A 24,392-nucleotide genomic window follows, 5' to 3' on the forward strand; every position below is an offset into this window, starting at 1 on the left:
TGGGATGAGCTAACTGTTTTCTTTGACTTTCCGTTGGAAATTAGAACAATTATTTACACTACTAATTTAATTGAAAACTTAAATGGAAAAATTAGAAAATACACTAAAAATAAACTCTCTTATCCAATAGATGATGCAGTGATAAAATCTGTCTTTTTAGCCTTAAGAGAATCCACAAGAAAATGGAAAATGCCTATTAGAAATTGGGGAATCATTTTAAACCAATTTTTAGCTATATTTGAAAACAGGATTAAACTATGAAAAAGCTAATCCTGTAAATTTTACTTACACACTTCGCGGGAAAGTGTCAAATAATATTTTATTATGTGTATCAAAAACGCCGAAGCTCTAAGTTTCGGCGTTTTTGATTTGTAAGTTTCTACTCTACAGTACTATTCGACAATCAGTTTTCTGGTAATGGTTTTCTCTCCATCAGTAACTTTCATAATGTAAACACCAGTGCTTACATTGTTTAACTCAATTTGCTTATTAAATCTTGATACAGAATCATATTTATTTTCAAATACAAGTTTTCCAGAAATGTCATAGATGTTAACATTTACATCTTTTCCAGAGTTTGAATTAAACTGTAATGTAAATTCACCTTTGTTTGGGTTGGGGAATAAAGCAAAATCGTTGAGTTCAAAATCATTATCTGCGAGCGTAAATTCATTAACTTCATAACAAATAGTTATTGTAGTCGAATTCCATGTGGAAGTCGTTCCATCAACAACGACATCAGTTAAAAAGAAAACCCAATTTCCATTTGATTGTTCGCCATCAGCAAAGCTTAATGCAACTTGAGGTAATACATTATCTCCATTGTTAGTAGAATTGCAATCGATGGGAGAGCCTTCATCGTCAAAAACAAAATTGGAATTAGACGTCCCAGGACAAACACCAGACGCTAATTGTTGGATATCAGCTGGTTGCCAAGGAGCTCTAACAGCATACCATATATCTCCGTTGTTAGGGCTAGTAATATTTACAGCTATATTTAAATCTGATATTGTCCTAGAGTCAGGTATGTTTAAATTATAGCCTGTGTAGCTACCTCCATCTTCAACAACAGTTGTACCTCCAGTATTAAAAACATAATCATCACACACTTCTTGAGTACCAAATGTATAATTTCCAATTGCAAATAGTTCTGGGTTAATAGCAAAATAGATATTTCCTACAGCCTCAACTTTTATTCTAGAATTAGCAGATGTTACACCTGCAGGAAAAGTAATAGTCTCGCTACCATCATTGATTGTATTTGCTGCTAAAGTAGTATTGAAGTTTTGGCCACCATCTGTAGATAGTAATATATTTACTTGAGATGTATTAATTCCGTTTGCATTAGTACCAGCTACCACCCATTCAATTGTTGTTGATGAATTTTCTGGATAAACTATGCCAGTAGTAGATTGTGAGGTTACCTCAAAAGGTCCTGTATTTGCAACTGTCACAATCATATCATCTCTATTAGTTTGTCCACCATTTGGAGATTGGTTATCTCTAACTGTTAAAGCAAAATTCATAGTTCTTGCTACGTTTGGAATAACTTCCCACTGAGGTGTTAAATTACCAGCAAGAACATCACTTAATTGAGGAAAGGTTCTGTCTCCAATAGGTAACGAAGGCCTAGATCTAAACATTGGTCCATCGGTATCAGTAGGGGAAGGTTGTCCAGCGACGGATCCTGGGTCTACTTGTTCCCAATTATAAGATAGTACAGCACTACCATCTGGATCACTACCAGTTCCCGAAAGTGTAAAGGCTGTACCAAAGGGTATTGTAAAGTCTAAGCCAGCGTCTACAATAGGAGCAGTATTACCATTAGAAGTGTTAGTAGAACATGTAGGGAAAGAAGCATATTGGGCAGTACCTGTTATTCTTGCATACATCTCATCAATACTTATCGCATTAAAATGGTCGTCACTATTTAGTTGTATATTATCTCCTGAACAAATACCTGCGTATCCCATAATGCTAGTCCCGCTTCCTGGTTCTACTGAAGTAGCTGCATTTCTATTTGCACCAGAACAATCGCCTTGACTACCATTAAATATATGATTGGCTCCAAAATGATGACCCATTTCGTGAGCAACAAAATCAATATCATATGGATCTCCAACAGGGCTTGGTAATCCAGTAACAGCTCTAGCCTTATTATTTATTCCAGGCGTAACAGTTTCATCTAAGCATATGCCACCTAAAGATGCTATACCACCACCGCCAGTTGTAAAAACATGACCAGCATCATAATTAGGCGGACCGATCCTAGTATCTGTTATCGATTGGTTTTGACTTAAAAGAGCTGTAGCATCATTATCAGTAAATCCGTCTGGTTCTACTAGAGATATAGTACTTGTTCCCGAAAATGGAGGATTAATAATCTCGACTAATTGCATTGTTAAAGATAAATCACGCTCGAAAAGACCATTTACTCTAGTCATTGTAACGTTCATAGCCGCTAAGACAGTTTGTCTTTTTACTAAATCTGAAGCAGTTTGTTGTCCAGCAGCGTTTATATGAAAATTTGAGTATTCCTGAGTTGATGATAAAGACAGTCTAAACGTTCTTAAAAGACCATCATTAGCATTTCTTTGATTTGATATACTGCTTGGATTTGGTTGATAAGGGTTTTCTAAAGCTATTTCATCTGTTAATTGACAACCTATTCTATCGATATCAGAATAAAGGTTTTCTTTCGCATACAAAATATAAGAGTTTAAATCTTCCGTGTAAGGGTCTATATAGTATGTTTTGCCAATCGTGTAAATCGCCGCGTGGAAACCAAATATAGTGGTACTAAAGCGCATTGTCACTCCAGAGTTATCGATATTTATACCAACATAAGATTGAATTTCTGGATATTTAGCCGCAAAATCTGGCTCCATAATAGAAGCTTCATAGATTTGGTAGCGCTCTAATTTTCCGTCAATATTTGGAAATTTTATAAAAGTATTAGACACTTCATTGCTAGAGCGACTAACAGCTTGGCTTAATTGTGTTTTTAATTGTTCTAGCTGTAAGTTGTAAGTATCAAATTTTGATGCAGTAGTAGTTCTATCTAATAATTGTGATTTATTAATTTTAGAAGTTTCAATTTTTGTCCAATAACTTTTTTGAGAAAAGCAAAATAAAGGTAGAATCAGTAATAAAAAGTAGATTTTTTTCATGATCTGTAAATTTTAGTTCCTCAAATTTAAGATATTTTTTCTAGGGTTGTTCACTAGTATTAATATTTTTGATTTCTAAATTTAAGAATAAAAGTTTGTGAGACTTTGGTAAAATTGCCCCAGTTTGTGTGACTTTCCAATCATCCCATGTTGCTTTTAAACCTCCAATTGGTAATATATTTACCCACATTTGATAAGCTATTGGTTTTCCGCTTTTGTCTAGATGCCATAAGTAAGAATCACCAGGTGTTGTACCACCTGAGATGTATGTAACTAAAAGCGCTTCTTTATTTCCTTCAGTTTTTACTAGTTGTCGTTTTGTACCCTTATCAAAAATCTTGTAAGGAGCAGCCAACCAAAAGAAATCATTGTTAAAATAAGCTTCTGCTTTATTAATTAGTTTTTGCTTATCCGTACCATTATAATTTTGATTGGCTACAAATACAGAGGATTTATTTACGTCTTTAAGTTGGAGTATGACTCTAAAGCCTTTCCATTTCACTTCGCAGTTATCTGCAGACTTATACCATTTGTAACTGTGGCTATTTTTAAAAGTCCATTCAATGTAGTCGGTATTTTTGAAGGCTTCAAAATTAAGAGCCTCTAACATTTTTTGAGCCAGTACATCTGCTTTTGGACTCTCTATAGCTTCAGGAAAAGGTTCGTTGTATTTTAAATATAAAAAACTAAAAAATAGAAGTGTTGGTAATGTTATAAAAATAACGATGCCAACTAGTATTTTTAGGATGCGTTTAATTTTTTGTTTAATGCTGAGCTTGCTAAATGGTTGGTGTTTTCTTTTTCGTATCAAAATATAATTCTTGAATTCAAAATTACAATAAAGTGAAATAAAAAACGGATTGAAGTTTTTAGGTTGTAATCCCTTTTACTTTATACTTCAACTATTAATTATCATTCTTGTACCCATCAGGACGTTTCCATCTTACTGGCGCTTTTGGTTCGGGTTGAAGTCTAAATTCACCATTAATTTTTAATAATTTCATTGCTTCTTGTACGCCACGTTCTAATTGTGGGTCGTTTCCTTTTGAGGTTTCTTTAGGATGCTGAATAACTTGAATATCTGGCGCAACACCTTCACCTTCAACAGCCCAATTGCCATCAACATCATAAAATCCTCCGCGAGGTGCCACCATACGACCACCATCAATAAACCTTGGAGTATCCCAAGTACCAACAAGTCCACCCCAAGTTTTAGTACCTATTAATGGTCCAATATTTTTCATTTTAAACATATATGGTAATAAATCGCCACCAGAACCCGCACGCTCATTTATGAGCATTACTTTTGGACCCCAAATACCTGCCATAGGTGTAGTCCAAGGTCTATTGTCTTTGGATTTACTGTTAAAGTAACCAAATAGTTCTCTAGACATAATATCTATCATATAGTCTGCGGCAGAACCACCACCATTATTACGTTCATCAATGACAACGCCCTTTTTATCTTGTTGTGCAAAATAATAGCGATTAAACGATGTAAATCCGCCACCACCAGTATTAGGCACATACACGTATGCTAGTTTGCCATTAGAAAGTTTATGAACTTTTCTTCTATTGCTTTCTACCCAATTTATTGTCCTTAAACTGCGTTCGCTTCTTACTGGCTTTACTAAAATTTCTTTAGCGCCTTGTTTTGAAGCAGATGAATTTACAGTCAATGTTATTTCTCTATTTGCTGTTTGCTCTAAATATTGATATATATTGTCTGAACTTGTTATTGACTTTCCGTTTATTGCTAAAATATGATCACCTTCATTAATAGTTATACCAGGTTGCGCTAAAGGTGCAGTTATATTAGGGTTCCAATGTTCGCCATTATATATTTTTGAAATTTGGTAGCGTCCATTTTTGATTTTAAAATCACAACCTAATAGACCTACAGGAACATTATCCAAATCAGGGAAATCTCCACCTGAAACATAGGAATGTCCAACAGCAACCTCACCACTCATAATGTCTACAACGTAGTTTAAATCTGTTCTATGACGTACATGGTCTATCCAAGGTGCATACCATTTGTAAACATCATCCCAAGGTGCTCCATGTACATTGTCTACATAAAGGAAGTCTCGCATATAGCGCCAACCTTCTTTAAAAATCTGATGCGCTTCTGCTTTTGGGTCAAGCTTAATTTTTACATTTGCTTTAAGTACATTTTTGCCTGGCTTTGGAGCAGAATTAGTGCCCGTTAAAACCCAGTTGTTACCTTTTCTCAAAAGAATAGATTTTCTATCGTCTGAGGTTACCATTTGTGAAACACCCTTTTCAAAATCAGTCGCTTTTTCTTTTTCAACATCGTATAAGTGAACTTTTAATCCATTCTCATTAGTGATTGACTCAGTAATAAATAATTTGTGTTTAGGTGCCTTAAGAAGTGAAGCGTAATTTCTTGACGGTAAACCCAAAGCTACTGCACGGTTAAAGATGCCATCTAAATCAATAGTTACTGAAATATTTTTTGACTCTTTTTCATTTTTATTTTCATTTTCATCTTCGGAAGTACTTTCTTCACTATCACTTTTTGGAAGGTTAGGGGCTTTACCATCTTTACTTAGCACAATAGCATAAAGGCTTCTGGTTAAGTTAGCTCCTGGGTCGAAATTACTCATATCCAACCAACCAGAAGTTAGACCATAGTTGGTGCTTGCCAAAGTATATATGTATTTTCCAGAAGCATCCCAAACAGGAGAAATAGCATCAGCAATTGGGTCAGTTAATTGAATGATTTTTTTGGAATCTACATTATAGGCAAATATTGATTTGAAGTGACTTTTTTGCTGTTTAGGATACGCAATCCATTTACTATCAGGAGACCAAACAGGGTTCATAGTTCGGTTTGGATGCGCGTAACTATCAGAATCTACGATAGATGTTTTTTTAGTTTCTAAATTTATGACCCAAATATTATAGTGTGTATCTGTATAGGCGATGTGTTTTCCATCTGGTGACCAATCTGGCAGAAAGTAGAACGTTGGGTTTGGCAATTTAATTATTTCTTTATTTTGTCCGTCTTGGTCAGCAATTACTAATTGATATTCGCCACTTTCGTCAGAAAACCAAGCAACTTTATCACCTTTTGGTGACCAAATTGGTACTCTGTCTGCAACGCCAGGGGAATTGGTAATATTTATCCAAGTTCCATTTTCCTTTGGAACCGTATATATTTCTCCTCTGTGTTCGAAAATAGCACGTTTACCTTTTGGTGAGACGTTTGGATTTATTAATTGACTCGCCCTTACATCTTCCCAACGTGGTCTGTAGAAGGTTAAATCACCATTAACCGTAATGTCTAATTGTTTTGTCTTAGAATTTGAAGGATTATAAACATGCAAATAGCCTCCTTGCTCATATATTAACTTATCTTCACTAGCATCTAAGCTCTTAACATCAAACTTTTTGTGAAACGTGATTTGTTGCTCTTCTTTTGTGGTAGGATTAAATGACCAAATATTCATTGTATAATCACGCTCTGACATAAAATAAACTAAACCATCTAGCCATACTGGATCTAGATGTCTTTCTCCTGTTGGTTGTTTTGTACGGATTAATTCTTTGGTTTTTAAATCTACAACCCAAATTGGCATAGCTTGTCCACCTCGGTAATTTCGCCATTCAGCATCCCATCCGGTAATTGGTGTATATGCCAAATACTTTCCGTCTGGCGATAACTCTCCATAGGCTGCACGGGGAATATCTAAAGGTACTGGAAGTCCACCATTTAATGAAACGGTAAAAAACTTGTTGGTCATTGTCGGTTGACTTTCCCTTCCTGAACGAAACAGTACTTTTCCATCTGGTGTCCAGCCTTGAACAAAATCGCCACCTGGATGATAGGTTAAACGTTTAGGTTCTCCGCCATCATAAGGAATAACAAACACATCAACATTTCCATCATATTCTGCGGTAAAAGCTATCTGTTTTCCATCCTTTGAAAAATGAGGGCTAGATTCGTAACCTTCGTCACTGGTAAGTCTGATGGCATTACCACCGGTGGTATTGGCTTTCCATAAATCGTTAGCGTATACAAAAACAACATCATTGCCATGAAGTGTTGGTTGTCTTAACAATTGTGTGCCTTGACTGAAAAGATTTGACGCAAAAACAAGCGCTAAACCAAGAGTAAAATTTTTCATTTTGGTTGAGTTTTAGAAAGATATATAAATATACAACTAAGACCATATCTTATTGATAAGACAATGCTAAAAACTTTAAAATCCAGCCGCGGTATCATCACCTCGTTTATCTGCACCGCCTTCTAATTTACCATTATCTAAAACCAAAATACCGTCAATAATACCTATAATTGGTGAACGCGACTCGTTAATGATATAGCCTTTGGCTTCTAGTTGTTTTATTGTATTTCTGTCAAAAGAATTAGGTTCCATTCGAATTTCATCTGGCAGCCATTGGTTGTGAAATCGTGGTGCATTAACGGCTTCTTGCATGGTCATCTCAAATTCATGCACATTCAAAATGGCTTGTAAAACAGATGTTATTATGGTAGAACCTCCTGGCGTACCTACTGTCATAAATAATTCGCCATCTTTTTCAACTATGGTTGGTGTCATTGAACTAAGCATACGTTTTTCAGGGACTATGCTATTGGCTTCTGCTCCGATTAATCCATAATAGTTTGGTTTTCCTGGTTTGCTACTAAAATCATCCATCTCGTTATTTAAAAAGAAACCTAGGTCGTCTACAAACACTTTTGAGCCATAGCCACCATTTAAGGTTGTAGTTACTGCTATGGCATTTCCAAATTGGTCTACTATAGAGTAGTGGGTGGTTTCTTCACTTTCATAACCTAATATTCTTCCATGCGAAATAGAATCTACTGGAGTCGCCTCTTTAAAGCTAAAGTCTTTCATTCTATTGTTTAGGTATACAGAACTGGTTAATGTTTCTGTTGGAATAGCTATAAAATCAGGATCACCTAAATAATAACTACGGTCAGCATAGGCACGTTTTTCAGCTTCAACTAAGACTTGAATTGTTTTTAATGAATTATGGCCATAGCCTTTTAAATCAAAGTCCTCAATCATAGTCATAATTTGATTTAAACAAATCCCACCAGAGGATGGTGGAGACATAGATGTAATAGTTAAATTATCATAATAAAACTGGATAGGTTTTCTCCATATTGATTCATATTTAGTCAAATCTTCTAATGTAATAATACTTCCTTTTTTCTGAAGAAATTTTACTAAACGTTTTGCAGTTTCACCTATGTAAAATTCATCACGACCATTGTTTGCAATGCGTTCTAAAGTTTCTGCTAAAGCAAAGTTGAAAACTTTATCTCCCTTTTTCAGATTCTCATTAAATACTATTTTTTTTCCATTTACAACTTTAAAAATACTATCGTAAGCCCTAAATCGTCTAGCTTGTTTTTCGGTAACTACAAATCCATTATTTGCCAAGTCAATTACAGGTTGTAATATGGTTTTAACATCTAATTTACCGAATTTTTCATGGGCTTTAAATACACCGGCTATGGTACCTGGAATCCCAATTGCTAATGGTCCAATTGTACTTTTTCCTTTTATTACATTTCCATCTTCATCCAAATACATATATTTCGAAGCTTCTAACGGTGCTTTTTCGCGGTAGTCTAAGGCGCCAACTTCTCCGTCTGCTAATCTATATACTAAAAATCCACCACCACCTAAATTACCAGCATAAGGATATGCCACCGCTAATGCCATTTCGGTTGCCATCATGGCATCAAAGGCGTTTCCGCCTTGTTTCATAATTTCAACTCCTATTTTTGATGCTTCTTCACGGGCACTGACGACCAATGCTTTATCTGTAATAAGACCACGATTATTTATAGTTGCTTTGGTTTTCTTTACTGTTTCTTTGCAGTTAAAAAAAAGGAATAATACTAAAAGCGGGAAAAGGTGTTTTCTCATAAGTTATATATTTTTTTTAGAGCTATTTTTTTTATGTTAGAGGCATGTTTTAATTCTTCAAAAAAACTAAAAAAGTCATTTTCAAAATCAATATAATAAATTTTTAATTCTTTTGTAGCTTCATTCATTTTCGAGCGGCCTTTTGTGCGACGATTCATACCATTAAGTACTTTTTGTATGCCGTCTATTGTTGCATAGCTCAAAAGCCAATTATCCTTAATCATAAAAGGTGTTAGATTCTGAAAGCGCTCAGGAAGGAATTCATAATTGTTATTCAAGCTTGTATAAAATTTTTGAATATAATTATCTAAAGGCTGAGTGTGATATTTATTCCAGTTTTTTGCTAAAAAGTGGTCGTAAAAAATATCGACTATAACACCGCTATAGTGACCATATCCTTTATGTAAACGTTTAGTACTTTGCCTGAAAATAGGATGTGCATCCGTGTAAGTATCAATATACCTATGCAGTAAGATACCAGCCTGCATGGCTTTTGGATATGTTGTGTATTTTTTACCTCTAATACCATCGGCTGAAAAATTTCCAATAGTCAGTAATTCATTATTTCCTGAAAGGTAAATATGGGCTAAGAAGTTCATCGCTCGAATTTACAAATTCATAATCATAAAATCCTATTAACTAATTATATTTGCGTAAAACAGAAATTACATGACATTAATAAAATCTATATCAGGAATTCGAGGAACTATTGGTGGTAAAACAGAAACGAATCTAACACCTATAGACGCTGTTAAGTTTGCAGCAGCTTATGGCACTTGGTTAAAGCAACAGCGTAATAAAGAAAATTACCGGGTAGTTGTTGGTCGAGATGCACGTATCTCGGGAGAAATGATTCAAAACTTAGTGATGAATACTTTGGTTGGTATGGGAATTCATGTCATAGATTTAGATTTATCAACCACACCAACTGTTGAAATTGCTGTGCCTCTAGAGCATGCAGATGGTGGAATTATTCTTACAGCAAGCCATAACCCTAAACAATGGAATGCTTTAAAATTGTTAAATGCTAAAGGCGAGTTTTTAAATGGAATAGAAGGCAAAAAGATTTTGGAAATAGCAGAATCTTTAGATATGACATTTTCTGAGGTAGACGATTTAGGAAAAATTACGAAGAATGAAGCCTATATAGATATTCATATTGATGAAGTTTTAGAATTACCATTGGTAAATAAAGAAGCTATTGAAGCTGCTAATTTTAAAGTTGTTATTGATGGTGTAAATTCTACTGGAGGAATTGCTATTCCTTTACTATTGGAACGCTTAGGCGTTGAGCCTGTAAAATTATATTGCGACCCAACAGGACATTTTCCGCATAATCCAGAGCCTTTAAAAGAGCATTTAGGGGATTTGGCAAAAGCAGTGGTAGATAATCATGCTGATTTTGGTATTGTAGTTGACCCTGATGTAGACCGATTGGCATTTATGGATGAAAAAGGTGAAATGTTTGGCGAAGAGTACACTTTGGTGGCTTGTGCAGATTACGTTCTTAGCAAAACGCCAGGCAATACTGTTAGCAATATGAGTTCTACTAGAGCGTTAAGTGATGTCACTAAAAAACATGGAGGAAATTATGAAGCCAGTGCGGTTGGAGAAGTCAATGTTGTGGATTTAATGAAGAAAAATAATGCTATTATTGGTGGTGAAGGTAACGGAGGAATTATTTATCCTGAATCTCACTATGGTCGTGATGCCTTGGTTGGCGTGGCTTTATTTTTAAGTCTTTTGGCAGAAAAGAAAATGGATGTTAGCGCTTTAAGAGCAAGCTATACAAACTATTTTATGAGTAAAAAGAAGATTCAATTAACACCGAGTTTAGATGTTGATGGTATTTTAAAAACTATGGAAGCCAATTATAGTCATGAAAAATTAACTACTATTGACGGTGTAAAAATAGATTTTGCTAACAGTTGGGTGCATTTACGAAAAAGTAATACAGAGCCAATTATCCGTATTTATACAGAAGCACCATCCCAAAATGAAGCTGACACTTTAGCGGATAGAATCATTGCAGAAATCAAAGCTGTAGCTAATATTTAATATCTTTATAGACAGTAAAATTAGATGTATCCTTGATTTCTAAACCGATAAACAAAACTGTTACAGCATTAGAAACTTATTTTAATAAGTTTCGCGAGCATATTGTTGGGCAAAATCAAACTTTTATATCACCTTATGGTGAGAAAAAAATAATCTACACCGATTGGACAGCATCGGGACGTTTGTACAGACCAATTGAAGAAAAATTAGTAAATGATTTTGGGCCTTTTGTAGCAAATACTCATACTGAGACCACGGTTTCCGGTACAGCGATGACGAAAGCATACCATGAAGCAAAACACATCATTAAAAAACATGTTAACAGTAATGAAGATGATGTACTTATAGTTTCAGGTAATGGAATGACAGGTGTGGTTAATAAGTTTCAGCGTATTCTTGGGTTAAAAATTCCTGAAAACTTAAAAGAATACACCATAATTCCTGAAGAAATGCGACCTGTGGTTTTTGTATCTCACATGGAGCATCATTCTAACCACACATCATGGTTAGAAACTATGGCAAAGGTTGAAGTAATTCCGCCTGGTAAAGACGGTTTGTTTAGTCTTCAAAACCTAAAAGCGCTATTGGATGAATACAAAAATTGTACTATAAAAATAGCATCGGTTATAGCGGGTTCTAATGTTACAGGAATCCAGACACCATATCATGACATCGCTAAACTAATGCATCATAATGGAGGTGTTTGTTTTGTTGATTTTGCTTGTTCTGGGCCTTATATAGATATAGATATGCATCCTGAAAATGAAGCAGAACAATTAGATGCAATTTTCTTTTCACCACATAAATTTTTAGGAGGTCCAGGGACTTCTGGTGTTTTGGTATTTAATAAGAAACTATATACTAATATGGTGCCTGATTGCCCAGGTGGAGGTACAGTAAGTTGGACAAACCCTTGGGGCGAACATAAATATATTGATAACATTGAAGAGCGTGAGGATGGAGGTACACCGGGATTTCTTCAAACTATAAAAACTGCACTTTCTATTAAGTTGAAAGAACAAATGGGTGTTAATAATATTCTACAACGCGAACATGAATTGGTAGATATTATTTTTAATCGACTAAAGCCTATAGAAAACATTAATATTCTTGCGAGTCAGCATAAAGACAGGTTAGGTGTTATTTCGTTTTATATAGACGACTTGCACTATAATCTTGGCGTAAAATTACTGAACGATAAATTTGGGATACAAACACGTGGTGGCTGCAGTTGTGCAGGTACTTATGGGCACTATTTACTTCATGTAGACCAAAAAACATCAAAGGAATTAACGGATAAAATTTCTATCGGAGATTTGGTTAGAAAGCCAGGTTGGATTCGTATGTCTATTCATCCAACAACTACAAACAAAGAGATTGAATTTGTTTGTGATAGTATTATTGATTTATCTAAAAATTATAAACAATGGGCTTTGGACTACGAGTATTCAAGAAGTAATAACGAATTTGTAAATAAATCTCTCATCGCAGAACCTTGCACTTCAATAAAAGTTAGTGATTGGTTTAACTTAGATTAAATTTACTGAAATTCAACAGGAACTTTATCTCTATGCTTCCATCGCTTATGCGTCCATAGGTAGTATTCAGGAGCTTCATTTATTTGTTCTTCTACACGTTTAAAAAAATCGTCTGTGATTTCGAAATCTTTATGATTATTTGGGGTTTCAGTAATAATTTCAAAAGTGGTTTCATAGTAACCACGTTTTATTCGTTTTACCATAAAAAAGACAACAGCCATATCAAATTTCTTGGCAATAGTTTCAGCCCCAACATACATTGGCACTTTAATTCCCATGAATTCACTCCAGTGGAGAGCTTTATGAGCTTTAGGAGATTGGTCAGACACAAAACCATTAATAGTTAATTCTCCATTTTGTTGTGTTTCAGTTAGTACATTGTAGGTCTCTTTTGTAGTAATGAGGTGAGAATTATATTTTGCTCTTATACGCTTTACAAGCTTGTCAAAGTATTTGTTAGATAGCCTTTTATATACTGCATATCCTTTGTAGTTTATATAAATTTGCAATATAAAAATCCACTCCCAACTTCCATAATGTGCACACATGAGCATTATGTTTTTTTGTTGAGACTCAAGATTTTTTATAAGGTCGATATTTGAAAAAGTCATTCGCTTTTTCATTGAAGCTTCAGAAATAGTCATCGATTTTATAGCTTCTAAAATCATGTCACATAAGTGATGGTAAAACTTAGAAGTAATCTTGTTTATTTCTTTTTCTGATTTCTTTGGAAAAACAAGTCTCAAATTGGCCTTAACTGTAGATTTTCTATAGCCAAAAATTTTATAAATAAAAATGTATAAGACATCTGAAAGGCCATACAAGAGTCTGAACGGTAAAATTGAAATCAACCACAAAAAAGGGTAAATAATAATATAGGCAAGTAGTTGCATTAACTTCGATTTAGAGCGCAAATATATTTATATTTGGAGCATAACAGGAAGATTTATGCTCAATTTAAGCTTAGTAACTATAATTATCATAGCAGCAAACGTTATTATCTCATTTAAAGGTTTTGAAGACCGTTCATTTTTTGAACGCTATAAGTTTAATGTCGGTAGTATTAGACGTAATGAGCACATAAGAATGCTTAGTTCTGGATTTTTACATGCAAACCCAACACATTTATTGTTTAACATGTTTACGCTATATTTTTTTGCAGATGTAGTTATTTTGCCATTGGGCAATTTCAATTTTATAGTTATTTATATTGCAAGTTTGCTATTCGGGAATTTGCTATCACTTTATTTTCACAAAGATGAATATTGGTATAGTGCAATAGGAGCGAGCGGCGCCGTAACAGGAGTTTTATATGCTGCAATATTGCTAGATCCTAATATGAGTTTAATTATGTTTTTTGTGCCTGTTCCAATACCAGGCTATGTATTTGGTATTGGATATTTGTTATATTCTATATATGGTATGAAAAAACGTATCGGTAATATTGGCCATGATGCTCATTTTGGTGGTGCCATTGGTGGGTATGTAGTTACACTGATCATGAAGCCATCTCTTTTGGAAACTAATTTAGGATATGTTGGACTTTTGGCGATACCGATAGTGATTCTTTTTGTAATGCATAAGACAGGGAAACTCTCTTAAATACGCATAATCAACAAGTTGCTTTTTATTATAAAAAACTCAAAAAAATTGTTGCGTTCTTAAATACTAAAAGTTACATTTGCACCCGCATAAATGATAGAAGTGCTTGTCGAACAGGTTTACAATTTAAGAAACGTTCTTGATTTATTGTATTGGAGAGGTGCCAGAGTGGTAATGGAGCAGATTGCTAATCTGTCAACGCGCAAGTGTTGCCCGGGTTCGAATCCCGGTCTCTCCGCAGAATTTTGTTTACAGAAATAAACAAATTTAGATAATCTATTCGGGGTGTAGCGTAGCCCGGTTATCGCGCCACGTTTGGGACGTGGAGGCCGCAGGTTCGAATCCTGCCACCCCGACAAAAATAAGAGTTACGGGCTCGTAGCTCAGCTGGATAGAGCACCTCCCTTCTAAGGAGGCGGTCATAGGTTCGAATCCTATCGGGCTCACAAAAAGTTTTACTAGAAATAGTAAGACTTTTTTGTTTTTAGTACCTTTTTTTATTTCTTAAGTTCCTTTTTTACTACAAGAGATCCAAGTGTTACGCCTTGGTATATTTTAACGTTTCTACCAATTGTTGTAATTTTACCAATGACTATACGAGTTATTTGATGTGCATATTCGGTCATTAATCTAGGTTTTAGAGGTATCCCTAATAAATAGAATTCTCCGACCATTCTGTAAACTGAAATAGAGAAAAAGCCAGGATAAGCCAAATATACCTCGTTAATGGATTCTGCCGCTGAGTCATTTTTATATATTGAAGTGGCATCTTTTTTAAAGCTACAAAATAGGTTTGGAATAATGTTGGTAAAATCTTCCTAAGTTTTGCAAGGTTTACCTTTTATTTCTGGACAGGCTAAATCTCTGATTTTAATAAAAAGTACTTCAAGTTCTTCTAATGATTTCGTTGTATCAGTTTCACTATCAAAAAAAGAATTGAAAAGTCATTGCGTAAATCGCTGGCATTCTTTCTTTAGAGTAGAAGAAATTTTAATTTCCTGTTTCTGATTATTAATATTACTAATTAATTCTATTGATTATCCTTTTTTAATCATAAATTGAAAAATATAATGATTTCTCTGTCATTTCGAGCGTGGTCACAGAGCATATTCGATATGTAGTCGAGAAATTTAAAGTATTGTTTTACAAAGCATTTCGACTTTAGTTTATGCTGAGCACAGTCGAAGTACTCAGCATAAACTAAAGTCGAAGTACTCAATGCGATAGAATGAGTTTGAAATTTTAATTATTACTCATTACGGACATTCAATTTAATTCTTATCGATTCATTTAAATTGAAGTAATTATTTTCACAAAGTTGGGTAGACAAACTCACATTTTGTGATAAAGGAAATGAAAATATTCCTAAAGTTTGAGTTACTTTATTTAGTCAAAATTTTAACAATCCATTACCAAGCTAAAACAAGCTTTTTAAATAGCTTCGTTGCGCTATGTCAAAAGAGAAACAGCTTATAAAATTTACCAAAAAGGGAATCTTTTGTCCTAAAGGTAAATTTTATTTAGATCCTTGGTATCCTGTAGATTACGCTATCATTTCTCATGGCCATGCAGACCATGCTCGTTGGGGAATGAAACGGTATTTGTGTACTGATGATTCTAAAGCTATTTTACAACATCGCTTGGGCGCAGACATATCAATTGAAAGTATACCATACGATGCATCTTTGACTATAAATGGCGTCAAAGTCTCCTTTCACCCAGCAGGACATGTCATTGGCTCAGCTCAAATACGATTAGAGTATAAAGGTTATATTGTGGTATTTTCTGGTGATTATAAAACACAACCCGACTTTATAAGCACACCATTTGAACCTATTAAATGTAATACGTTTATTACTGAGAGTACCTTTGGGTTACCTATTTATAATTGGAAATCAGAAAATACACTTCAAAACCAATTGCAATCATGGGTAAAGACCAACCAAGCTAACAATAGAACATCAGTATTTTTAGGATATTCCTTAGGAAAAGCGCAGCGTTTAATGTCTATATTAGATGGTTGTGATGAAATTTACGTACACAGGGCTATTCATAATTTAAATGAGGCTATTTTTAGTTCTGGAATAGAACTGCCAGAGACCAAATTGTGGTCAGCAGACTTAGATAAGAAAACACTTCAGAATAAAATCATTATCGCACCACCTGCGTTGTTAGGTTCAAGAATGTTAAAGCGCATTCCAAATGTAGCCACTGCCATATGTTCTGGTTGGATGCAAATACGAGGTAATAGACGTTGGCAAGCCGTTGATGCTGGTTTTGTAGTTAGTGACCATGCCGATTGGAATGGTTTAATTTCAACTGTAAAAGCCACTGAAGCCCAACAGGTGTATGTTACTCACGGCTCACAAGCAGTTTTTTCAAAATATTTGAATGAAATAGGAATCAAAGCAGACGAACTCAAAACTGAATATGGTGATGAAGCTTTGGCAAAAGCAGAAAAGGAAACTGAAAACATAGAAACCAAATGAAGCAGTTTTCAGATTTAATAAGTGCTATAGAAATAACCAATAAAACGAATGCTAAGATTGATGCTTTGGTACATTATTTTAGTACAGCACCAGATAAAGATAAACTATGGCTGATTGCCTTGTTCACTGGTAAACGTCCATCACGGCCAGTTAAAACAACTTTGATGAAAGAATGGTGCATGGAATTGACCAATATTTCGGAATGGTTGTTTTTAGAAAGTTACAGCACCGTTGGTGATTTAGGGGAAACCTTAGCGTTGTTATTGCCAGAACCCACATATAATTTAGATTTAAGTTTAAACGAATGGATGACCCAACTAAAAGCCTTAAAACCCAAATCTGATGAAGAAAAAAAAGCTTTCGTTTTGAAAGCCTGGAGAGGATTAGAACAGCAAGAACGTTTGATTTTTAATAAACTCATTGGTGGTAGTTTTAGAATTGGTGTTTCTAAAAAGACATTGGTAAATGCCTTAGCAAAACTGACAAATATCGATGCCAACCAGCTTATGCATAGTATCATTGGAAATTGGGAAGTCCATTCCATTGCTTTCGAAGAACTCGTTCATGGTAAACACATCAATTATGATAATTCAAAGCCTTATCCGTTTTGTCTAGCTTATGCTTTAGAAAAAAATTTATCTGAATTAGGAGAACCTGATGATTGGATGGTAGAGCAAAAATGGGATGGCATTCGTGGACAAATCGTAAAGCGTAATAATGAAATTTATATTTGGTCACGAGGTGAAGAGTTGGTAACTAAACAATTCCCAGAATTGGTGGAGGCGATGTCTAATTTTAAGAATGATTTTGTTATTGATGGTGAAATTTTGGCCATGAAAGACAATGATATATTGCTCTTCAATGATTTACAAAAACGCTTGAATCGCAAAAACGTCACAAAAAAACTCTTGGAAGAGGTTCCTATTGGTTTTAAGGCCTATGATATTTTAGAATATAATGGTAATGATCTTAGGGAACTTCCTTTTGAAGAACGACGTCGACGTTTAGAATTCATGTTTAATTTGTTAGCGTTGCCAGAGCATATTGAATTATCATTTTTAGTTGATTTCAAAGATTGGAAAGAGCTTTATACGATTAGGGATAATTCGAGAACGATAAATAGTGAAGGTCTAATGCTTAAACAGAAGAAGTCTCCATACCATACGGGTCGAAAAAAAGGCGATTGGTGGAAATGGAAACTAGATCCATTAACCATCGATGCTGTTATGATTTATGCTCAAAAAGGTAGTGGTAGACGCAGTTCTAAATACACAGACTATACCTTTGCAGTTAAGAAAGACGATGCTTTGGTCACTGTGGCAAAAGCTTATTCTGGATTAACAGATAAAGAAATCACCGAAATATCCCAATGGGTAAATAAGAATGCCATTGAAAAATTCGGACCTGTGAGAACTGTAAAACCAGAATTGGTTTTTGAAATTGCCTTTGAAGGCATTGCCTTAAGTAAACGTCACAAATCTGGTGTAGCTTTAAGATTTCCGAGGATTTCTAGGTGGCGCCGAGATAAGCCAGTTGACGAAATCGATACGATCGAAACTGTTAAACAACTAATTACAGCACCTTGAGTTCATTTAGAGACAGCAACGGTTTACGTATCATTAATAATTGGATGGCAGAAAAAGGTCATGCACCGTTTCCGTTTCAGATGCACACTTGGCAACGCTATGCTAATGGCTATTCAGGTATGGTTGTAGCACCAACTGGTTTTGGAAAGACCTTTTCTGTTTTCTTAGCGATTGTCATAGACTATCTCAATCATCCTGAAAAGTATCCAAAAGGCTTAAAATTACTATGGATAAGTCCGCTGCGCTCATTAGCAAAAGACTTAGCTAAAGCGATGACAGAAGCAGTTGACGATATAGGCTTAGATTGGTCAGTGCAGGTTAGAAATGGCGATACACCAACGGCAACACGTCGCAAACAAGAACGCTTAATGCCAGATGTGTTATTAACCACGCCTGAAACCATGCACTTGTTATTTTCACAAAAAAAAAATTCGAGATGGTTTAAAAATGTAAAATGTGTTGCTATTGACGAGTGGCACGAATTATTGGGAAATAAACGAGGCGTGCTTACCGAGTTAGCCATTTCCCAATTGAGACATTATGCGCCTAAACTGAAAATTTGGGGAATTACCGCAACCATAGGAAATTTAGAAGAAGCCAAATCTATATTACTACCATATGCTGATTTAAAAGTAACTCAAGTCACGGCAAAGCAAAAGAAGACATTAGACATCATTTCTGTGCTTCCAGATGAAATTGAAGTGTTGCCTTGGGCAGGTCATTTAGGGACTAAGATGGTGGATAAGGTATTGCCAATTATAGCATCCAATACCACAACTTTAATTTTTACAAATACTAGAGGACAAGCTGAATTGTGGTATCAAGTACTATTGAACGCACAACCTGATTTAGCAGGTCTCTTGGCGATTCATCATGGGTCAATCGATAAGAAACTTCGCAATTGGATTGAAGATAATATTGCTTCAGGTTATCTCAAAGCAGTAGTTTGTACGTCTTCACTTGATTTGGGTGTGGACTTTAAACCTGTGGATTGTGTCATTCAGATTGGCTCAGTAAAAGGAATCGCACGATTTATGCAACGTGCTGGTCGTAGTGGACATTCACCCTTCGAACGTTCTAAGATTTACTTTGTACCTACTCATTCTCTGGAATTGGTGGAAGTGTCTGCCTTAAAAGAAGCTATCAAGGACAAACAAATGGAAACAAGAGACCCAATGGTGTTGACTTTTGATGTTTTGGTACAGTTTATGGTCACTTTAGCGGTTGGAAAAGGATTTGATTCTGATGCTTTGTTTCATCGTATTCAACAAGTACACGCCTTTCAGTATTTAACAAAAGACGATTGGCAATGGTGTTTGCATTTTATCACAAAAGGAGGAAAGACGCTACATTCTTATGAAGAATTCCATAAAGTCATCTTAAAAGAAGATGGAATTTATAAAGTGAAAAGTCGCCGGATTAGTATGCTGCACCGCATGAATATTGGAGCGATTGTTAGCGAAGTGAATCTAAAGGTAAAGTATTTTTCAGGTGGATATATTGGAATGATTGAAGAGTTTTTTGTGTCGAAGCTAAAGCCTGGTGAAAGTTTTATTTTGGCTGGTCGTATTTTAGAATTAGTTCAGATTAAAGACATGACGGTTCTAGTAAGACGAAGTAAAGCTAAGAAAGCCGTATCACCAAGTTGGTTAGGTGGCCGATTGCCGTTGACCTCACATTTGAGCCATTATTTAAGATTAAAATTATCAGATGCTTTAGAACCAGGACGTTTAGAAAAGGAACTTCGGTTTTTAAACCCATTGGTGAGCAGGCAAGATAAGCATTCGCATATACCCAAGGCTAATGAGTTTTTGGTTGAATTGATTGAAACTAGAGACGGTCATCATTTGTTTATGTATCCTTTTGAAGGGCGTTTGGTACATGAGGTGTTTTCGGCATTAATTGCCTATCGAATTAGTAAATTAAAACCTTTAACATTTACTATAGCTATGAATGATTATGGGTTTGAATTGCTGAGCGACCAACCTATTCCTGTTGATGATTGTAACATTAAGCAATTGCTAACCAAAGATAATCTTATGGATGATGTCATTGCAAGTATTAATGCCTCGGAAATGGCATCAAGAAAATTCAGGGATGTTGCCGTAATAGCTGGGTTGGTTGTGCAATCACAGCCAGGAACACGAAAGACTAGCAAAAGTTTACAGTCTTCATCAGGACTTATATTTCGAGTTTTGGAAGATTATGAACCAGATAATTTATTATTGCGTCAAGCCTATACAGAAGTATTTAATCAGCAGTTAGAAGAAGCAAGATTACAACAAGCATTTGAGCGGATTTCTAAAAGTAAAATTATAGTAAAGCGTTCTAAATCATTTACACCGTTGAGCTTTCCGCTTAAAGTTGACAGCCTGCGAGGTACAATGAGTAATGAGAATCTAGACAAGCGAATACAGCGAATCAAAGAACAAGTATATAAGATAGATTAGTTATTTTCGAAATAAGGTCAGCGATTGAGAAATCATATAAAATGATTATTATTAACCTCTTGTAAGATGTCTCAGGTGCATTCGACATAACAAAAATGAATATTGTAACAGAATATATTACCATAAAAAACGAGGTCTTGACCTTAACAAATCAACGTGCGTTGTATTGGGAAGCTAAGGATGCTTTAATATTATCAGATATTCATATAGGTAAAACGGCTCATTTTCGACGACATGGTATACCAATGCCAGATGAGATACTTCAAAAAGATTTAGAACGATTAAAAAAAATGATTAATCATTTTAATGTTGGGCAATTATTAATAGTTGGCGACTTATTTCATGCTGAAACAAATAGTGATATGTTGACTTTTAAATCATGGTTGAAACAATTTGAAAATTTAAAACTAATACTAATCAAAGGAAATCATGATAGGCAATCACAGCGATTAATGGATGATTTAAATATAGAAGTTATAAACAAATTAGATTTAGGGTCGTTTACTTTGATTCATGAACATATAGAAAATGACTTAGATTTATTTACAATTTCTGGGCATACACATCCTGGAGTTCTTATAAAAGGCAAAGGAAAACAGAAACTCAAATTACCCTGTTACCAAGTAAATTCAAAACAATTGATTTTACCAGCGTTTAGTCTATTTACAGGGCTTAACATCAATTCAAAGCCAGATGATGCTATCTGCTATGCCTTTACAGAATCTTCGATATTTAAATTTTAGTACATACCAGAATTACCCTCTCATCTTTGATATTTGTTGTAAAAAACAAATAGACATTTCCACCATCTTTTATTTTTAATTTTTTCCGAATATCACCCACGCTTAAAGGGAAATTACGAGTTGTCACATTAGCTTTTTTAATCTTTTCTTTTGCAAATACTTTTTTGTTAAAGGGAATTACTTTTTCAATTTTAAAGCATCGTCCAGGAAACTCAATTAACTTTTCTGAAGTATACAAATGCGAGTGCTTATGAAGCTTTGGAATTTTAAGTACAGCACTTATAGATTTAAACGCACCTGCTTTTAAAATGGCAGAATTTGGCTCGTAGAGATAGGTGAGTGGCTCCACATATTCTGGTTCTGCGTTTAATTCTTCTTCAAAATTAAATATAAATCTTTGCTTTTCTGATTTGGTTAGGTTTATGGTTTTAATCTTGAATTCAGCATCATAATTTCGCTCTAAAATCCAGAGCAATTCTTTGACTTCATTGGTTACGGCGATGATATGAAGTGCTTTTACATGTTTTAAATCTTTCTTAGTTGCTTTTATATCCAATAAGGGTGATGTTTTAATCATCACGTTCTTGGCATACTTTAAGAATAAGCTTTGAAATGTTTTAATGTTTGGTGTACAATCAGATAATAAGAACACTTTTTTCTTAGTATTGTCCCGACGAGATGGATCAACATAAATCCAATCAAAAGGTTTGTCTAGTTGCTTCAAGGCATCAATACCATTTTCGTTAAGGCATTCTATATTAGAAATATTTAAGGTTTTATAGTTGTGTTTTACAATTTCAGATAATTGATCATTAATCTCGCAATGTGTAACGTTTTCGATGTGTTTCGCAAAATAAAATGCATCAACTCCAAAACCACCTGTAAGGTCAATCAATGAATTTCCTATGACTAATTTTGATTTGTATTTTGCGGTAGTTTCAGATGAGGTTTGCTCAATATTAAGCTTGTTTGGGTAGTAAATGTTATTAGTTTGAAACCAGATTGGAAGCTTCTTTTTAGAGCGTTTTTTGGCTTCAATTTGTTCTATAATTTCTTTAGTAGTTACATTATCAAAATTAATGCCTTTTAGCAATAAATTAGTGATGTCTGAATTTAAATTAGAATTTATAAAATCTTGAATTTCAATATTTAATATTGTCTTATTCAACTTTATTTTATAGGCCTTTTGTAAGTTTCTTAACCAGCTTATATTCAGATAAAAACTCTTTTAGAATTACTTTCATTGCGGTATAAGTTGGTACGGCAATAATCATACCTACAATTCCGAATAAAATTCCTGTAATGATAATAACAAGAAAAATTTCAAGTGGATGAGACTTTACACTTTTAGAGAATATATAAGGCTGACTAAAAAAATTATCAACGAGTTGAGCTATTATAAAACCTATCATGACATAGGTGGTTTTTGGTAAAATGACTTCGCTAAAGCTTTGTCCTAAATTGCTCGACATGCTGAGTAATAGCATTAAAAAGCTACTTATTAGCGGTCCGACATATGGGATAATATTTAGTAAAGCACATAGAAAAGCAATGACAACAGCATTATTAATTCCAAATGTTAGTAAAATAATGGTGTAAATTATAAACAGAATAAGTATTTGTAATAATAAACCACCAAAGTAGCGCGATAGTAAGTCTTTTATGGTATTAAAAGATTTTTTTGTTCTAATTTCTTTGTCATTAGGCACAAAAGTCATTATACCATCTTCAAACAACTTACTGTCTTTTAGAAAGAAAAATGTAATGAATAATACCGAAAACAAACCGATACTAAAACTTCCTAGTCCGCTAACCAACTTATTGAGATAATCTGGGATTAAGGAGAAATCTATTTTAGATAATACACCTGAATCTTTTATAGACTCTTCAACATCTATATTATTAAATTGAAAATAAGTGACCACTTGGTTGTATAAGTCTTGAACATTGTTTTGTAACTCCTCAATATTTAATAGCGATAAGTTTTGACCTTGCTCAGCAATCAATGGGATAAAAAGGCCAACTAAGCTTGTCAGTAAACCTATAAATAGCAGCATAGTTACAATTACGGCGATGGTATTATTAAACTTTAGCTTTCGTCTTAAAAACAGAACAATTGGTCGCCCAATTAATGATATGACTGCTGCTACTGCAATATAAACTATAACGGATTGTATCTTGTAAATAAAAAATAGCACCAGAGCTATAGCTAGCAATATGCCAACAGCCCTTAAAATACCATTTGCTATGATTTTAGAGTTCATAAATCAAAGATGCTTAAATATATCGAAATTTAAGAACACAGCGATAAATTATTTTAGGATTTGATTTGCTTTGTGAGTTCGTATAAAGTGATAGCTGTAGCTTGTGCCACATTCATACTGGTATTTTCGCCGTACATATTAATATGAATTGACTTATCTACTTTGTTTAGAATTTGGTTTGAAATTCCGAAATTTTCATTTCCAATTATCAATGCTAAGGGTTGCTTTGTCTGTAATTTAAAATTATATAAAAGCTGGCTGTCTTCTGTTATTTCTAGGGCAACTAGATAATAGTCATCAGATTTAAGGCTGTCTATTACTTTTAAAATATCGTCTTCAATTCTGTGTGTAACGTACTTTTCAGTGGAACGTGATGTCTTTTTCATACGCTTTCCCAGTTGAATACTTTTACCACAAAAGACAACTCCTTCGATGCCAAAGGCATCTGCAATGCGAAGAATACTGCCAAGATTTGGAGCATTAGTCACATTATCGCAAACCAAAGTAATCGGAAATTTTTGCTTTTTGAATTTACAGTTGTAGTGGGTGAGTTGCAATT

Annotated in this window: 18 protein-coding genes and 3 tRNA genes; 11 read left to right on the forward strand and 10 right to left on the reverse strand. The window is 34.4% G+C overall.

The features are described 5' to 3' along the window. On the forward strand, window positions 1-261 hold a 261-nt coding region (locus HKP48_RS08800), incomplete at its 5' end, for a transposase (RefSeq protein ID WP_296344949.1). A 131-nt stretch (window positions 262-392) separates the two neighbouring features. On the opposite strand, the gene HKP48_RS08805 is transcribed toward HKP48_RS08800, so the two are convergent. From HKP48_RS08805 to HKP48_RS08825, 5 genes are all read right to left on the reverse strand, one after another. Next, entirely contained in the window at window positions 393-3,170 is a 2,778-nt protein-coding gene (locus tag HKP48_RS08805) for a reprolysin-like metallopeptidase (RefSeq protein WP_296344951.1), read from the reverse strand. A 40-nt stretch (window positions 3,171-3,210) separates the two neighbouring features. Beyond that, a complete protein-coding gene (locus HKP48_RS08810) occupies window positions 3,211-3,981 on the reverse strand; it encodes a hypothetical protein (protein ID WP_296344953.1) in 771 nt (256 codons plus the stop codon). A 94-nt stretch (window positions 3,982-4,075) separates the two neighbouring features. Continuing rightward, window positions 4,076-7,324: a S41 family peptidase gene (locus tag HKP48_RS08815; protein WP_296344955.1), complete on the reverse strand. Its 3,249-nt coding sequence runs from the start codon at window positions 7,322-7,324 to the stop codon at window positions 4,076-4,078. A 75-nt stretch (window positions 7,325-7,399) separates the two neighbouring features. After that, entirely contained in the window at window positions 7,400-9,103 is a 1,704-nt protein-coding gene (gene ggt / locus HKP48_RS08820; RefSeq protein WP_296344957.1) for a gamma-glutamyltransferase, read from the reverse strand. Further along, the gene (locus HKP48_RS08825; protein ID WP_296344959.1) at window positions 9,100-9,702 is read right to left on the reverse strand and encodes an acyl carrier protein phosphodiesterase; all 603 of its coding nucleotides are present in this window, start codon (window positions 9,700-9,702) and stop codon (window positions 9,100-9,102) included. Before HKP48_RS08825 ends, ggt begins: the two co-directional genes overlap by 4 nt. A 70-nt stretch (window positions 9,703-9,772) precedes the next feature. On the opposite strand from HKP48_RS08825, the gene glmM reads away from it, so the two are divergent. Further along, window positions 9,773-11,161 (forward strand): phosphoglucosamine mutase, encoded by a 1,389-nt coding sequence (gene glmM / locus HKP48_RS08830; protein ID WP_296344961.1) that lies wholly within the window; start codon window positions 9,773-9,775, stop codon window positions 11,159-11,161. Window positions 11,162-11,193: 32 nt separating this feature from the next. Beyond that, window positions 11,194-12,699, forward strand: coding sequence for an aminotransferase class V-fold PLP-dependent enzyme (locus HKP48_RS08835; protein WP_296344963.1), 1,506 nt, complete (start codon window positions 11,194-11,196; stop codon window positions 12,697-12,699). 2 nt (window positions 12,700-12,701) lie between these two features. Here the strand turns inward: HKP48_RS08835 and HKP48_RS08840 are convergent, their stop codons facing one another. Next, window positions 12,702-13,592 (reverse strand): lysophospholipid acyltransferase family protein, encoded by an 891-nt coding sequence (locus tag HKP48_RS08840; protein ID WP_296344968.1) that lies wholly within the window; start codon window positions 13,590-13,592, stop codon window positions 12,702-12,704. 55 nt (window positions 13,593-13,647) lie between these two features. On the opposite strand from HKP48_RS08840, the gene HKP48_RS08845 reads away from it, so the two are divergent. From HKP48_RS08845 to HKP48_RS08860, 4 genes are all read left to right on the forward strand, one after another. Beyond that, window positions 13,648-14,301 carry a rhomboid family intramembrane serine protease gene (locus tag HKP48_RS08845; protein ID WP_296344970.1) on the forward strand — a complete coding sequence of 218 codons (654 nt, stop codon included), beginning with the start codon at window positions 13,648-13,650 and terminating at the stop codon, window positions 14,299-14,301. A 154-nt stretch (window positions 14,302-14,455) separates the two neighbouring features. Then, window positions 14,456-14,539: transfer RNA gene (locus HKP48_RS08850), tRNA-Ser, on the forward strand. A 43-nt stretch (window positions 14,540-14,582) separates the two neighbouring features. Beyond that, window positions 14,583-14,657: transfer RNA gene (locus tag HKP48_RS08855), tRNA-Pro, on the forward strand. Between the two features lie 16 nt (window positions 14,658-14,673). After that, a tRNA-Arg gene (locus tag HKP48_RS08860) sits at window positions 14,674-14,747 on the forward strand. A 51-nt stretch (window positions 14,748-14,798) separates the two neighbouring features. Here HKP48_RS08860 and HKP48_RS08865 read toward each other — a convergent pair. After that, window positions 14,799-14,975 carry a hypothetical protein gene (locus HKP48_RS08865; RefSeq protein ID WP_296344971.1) on the reverse strand — a complete coding sequence of 59 codons (177 nt, stop codon included), beginning with the start codon at window positions 14,973-14,975 and terminating at the stop codon, window positions 14,799-14,801. 777 nt (window positions 14,976-15,752) lie between these two features. Here HKP48_RS08865 and HKP48_RS08870 point away from each other — a divergent pair. The 4 genes from HKP48_RS08870 to pdeM all read left to right on the forward strand — a co-directional run bounded on the left by HKP48_RS08870 (window position 15,753) and on the right by pdeM (window position 21,569). Further along, entirely contained in the window at window positions 15,753-16,790 is a 1,038-nt protein-coding gene (locus HKP48_RS08870) for a ligase-associated DNA damage response exonuclease (protein WP_296344973.1), read from the forward strand. Beyond that, entirely contained in the window at window positions 16,787-18,376 is a 1,590-nt protein-coding gene (locus tag HKP48_RS08875) for an ATP-dependent DNA ligase (protein ID WP_296344976.1), read from the forward strand. Before HKP48_RS08870 ends, HKP48_RS08875 begins: the two co-directional genes overlap by 4 nt. Then, on the forward strand, window positions 18,373-20,826 hold the full coding sequence (locus HKP48_RS08880) for a ligase-associated DNA damage response DEXH box helicase (protein WP_296344978.1): 2,454 nt from the start codon (window positions 18,373-18,375) through the stop codon (window positions 20,824-20,826). The genes HKP48_RS08875 and HKP48_RS08880 overlap by 4 nt, the downstream gene beginning before the upstream one ends. 95 nt (window positions 20,827-20,921) lie before the next feature. Further along, the gene (gene pdeM, locus HKP48_RS08885) at window positions 20,922-21,569 is read left to right on the forward strand and encodes a ligase-associated DNA damage response endonuclease PdeM (protein WP_296344980.1); all 648 of its coding nucleotides are present in this window, start codon (window positions 20,922-20,924) and stop codon (window positions 21,567-21,569) included. Here the strand turns inward: pdeM and HKP48_RS08890 are convergent. Genes HKP48_RS08890 through HKP48_RS08900 form a run of 3 tightly spaced genes read right to left on the reverse strand, consistent with a single transcriptional unit; the run spans window position 21,559 to window position 24,390 of the window. Beyond that, entirely contained in the window at window positions 21,559-22,737 is a 1,179-nt protein-coding gene (locus HKP48_RS08890; protein ID WP_296344983.1) for a class I SAM-dependent methyltransferase, read from the reverse strand. The genes pdeM and HKP48_RS08890 overlap by 11 nt on opposite strands. 7 nt (window positions 22,738-22,744) lie before the next feature. Then, window positions 22,745-23,833, reverse strand: a complete 1,089-nt coding sequence (locus HKP48_RS08895; protein WP_296344984.1) for an AI-2E family transporter — start codon at window positions 23,831-23,833, stop codon at window positions 22,745-22,747. Between the two features lie 53 nt (window positions 23,834-23,886). After that, entirely contained in the window at window positions 23,887-24,390 is a 504-nt protein-coding gene (locus tag HKP48_RS08900) for a TrmH family RNA methyltransferase (protein ID WP_296344986.1), read from the reverse strand. Window positions 24,391-24,392: the final 2 nt, after the last annotated feature.

The organism is Winogradskyella sp., from assembly GCF_013042245.1.
GTDB lineage: Bacteria > Bacteroidota > Bacteroidia > Flavobacteriales > Flavobacteriaceae > Winogradskyella.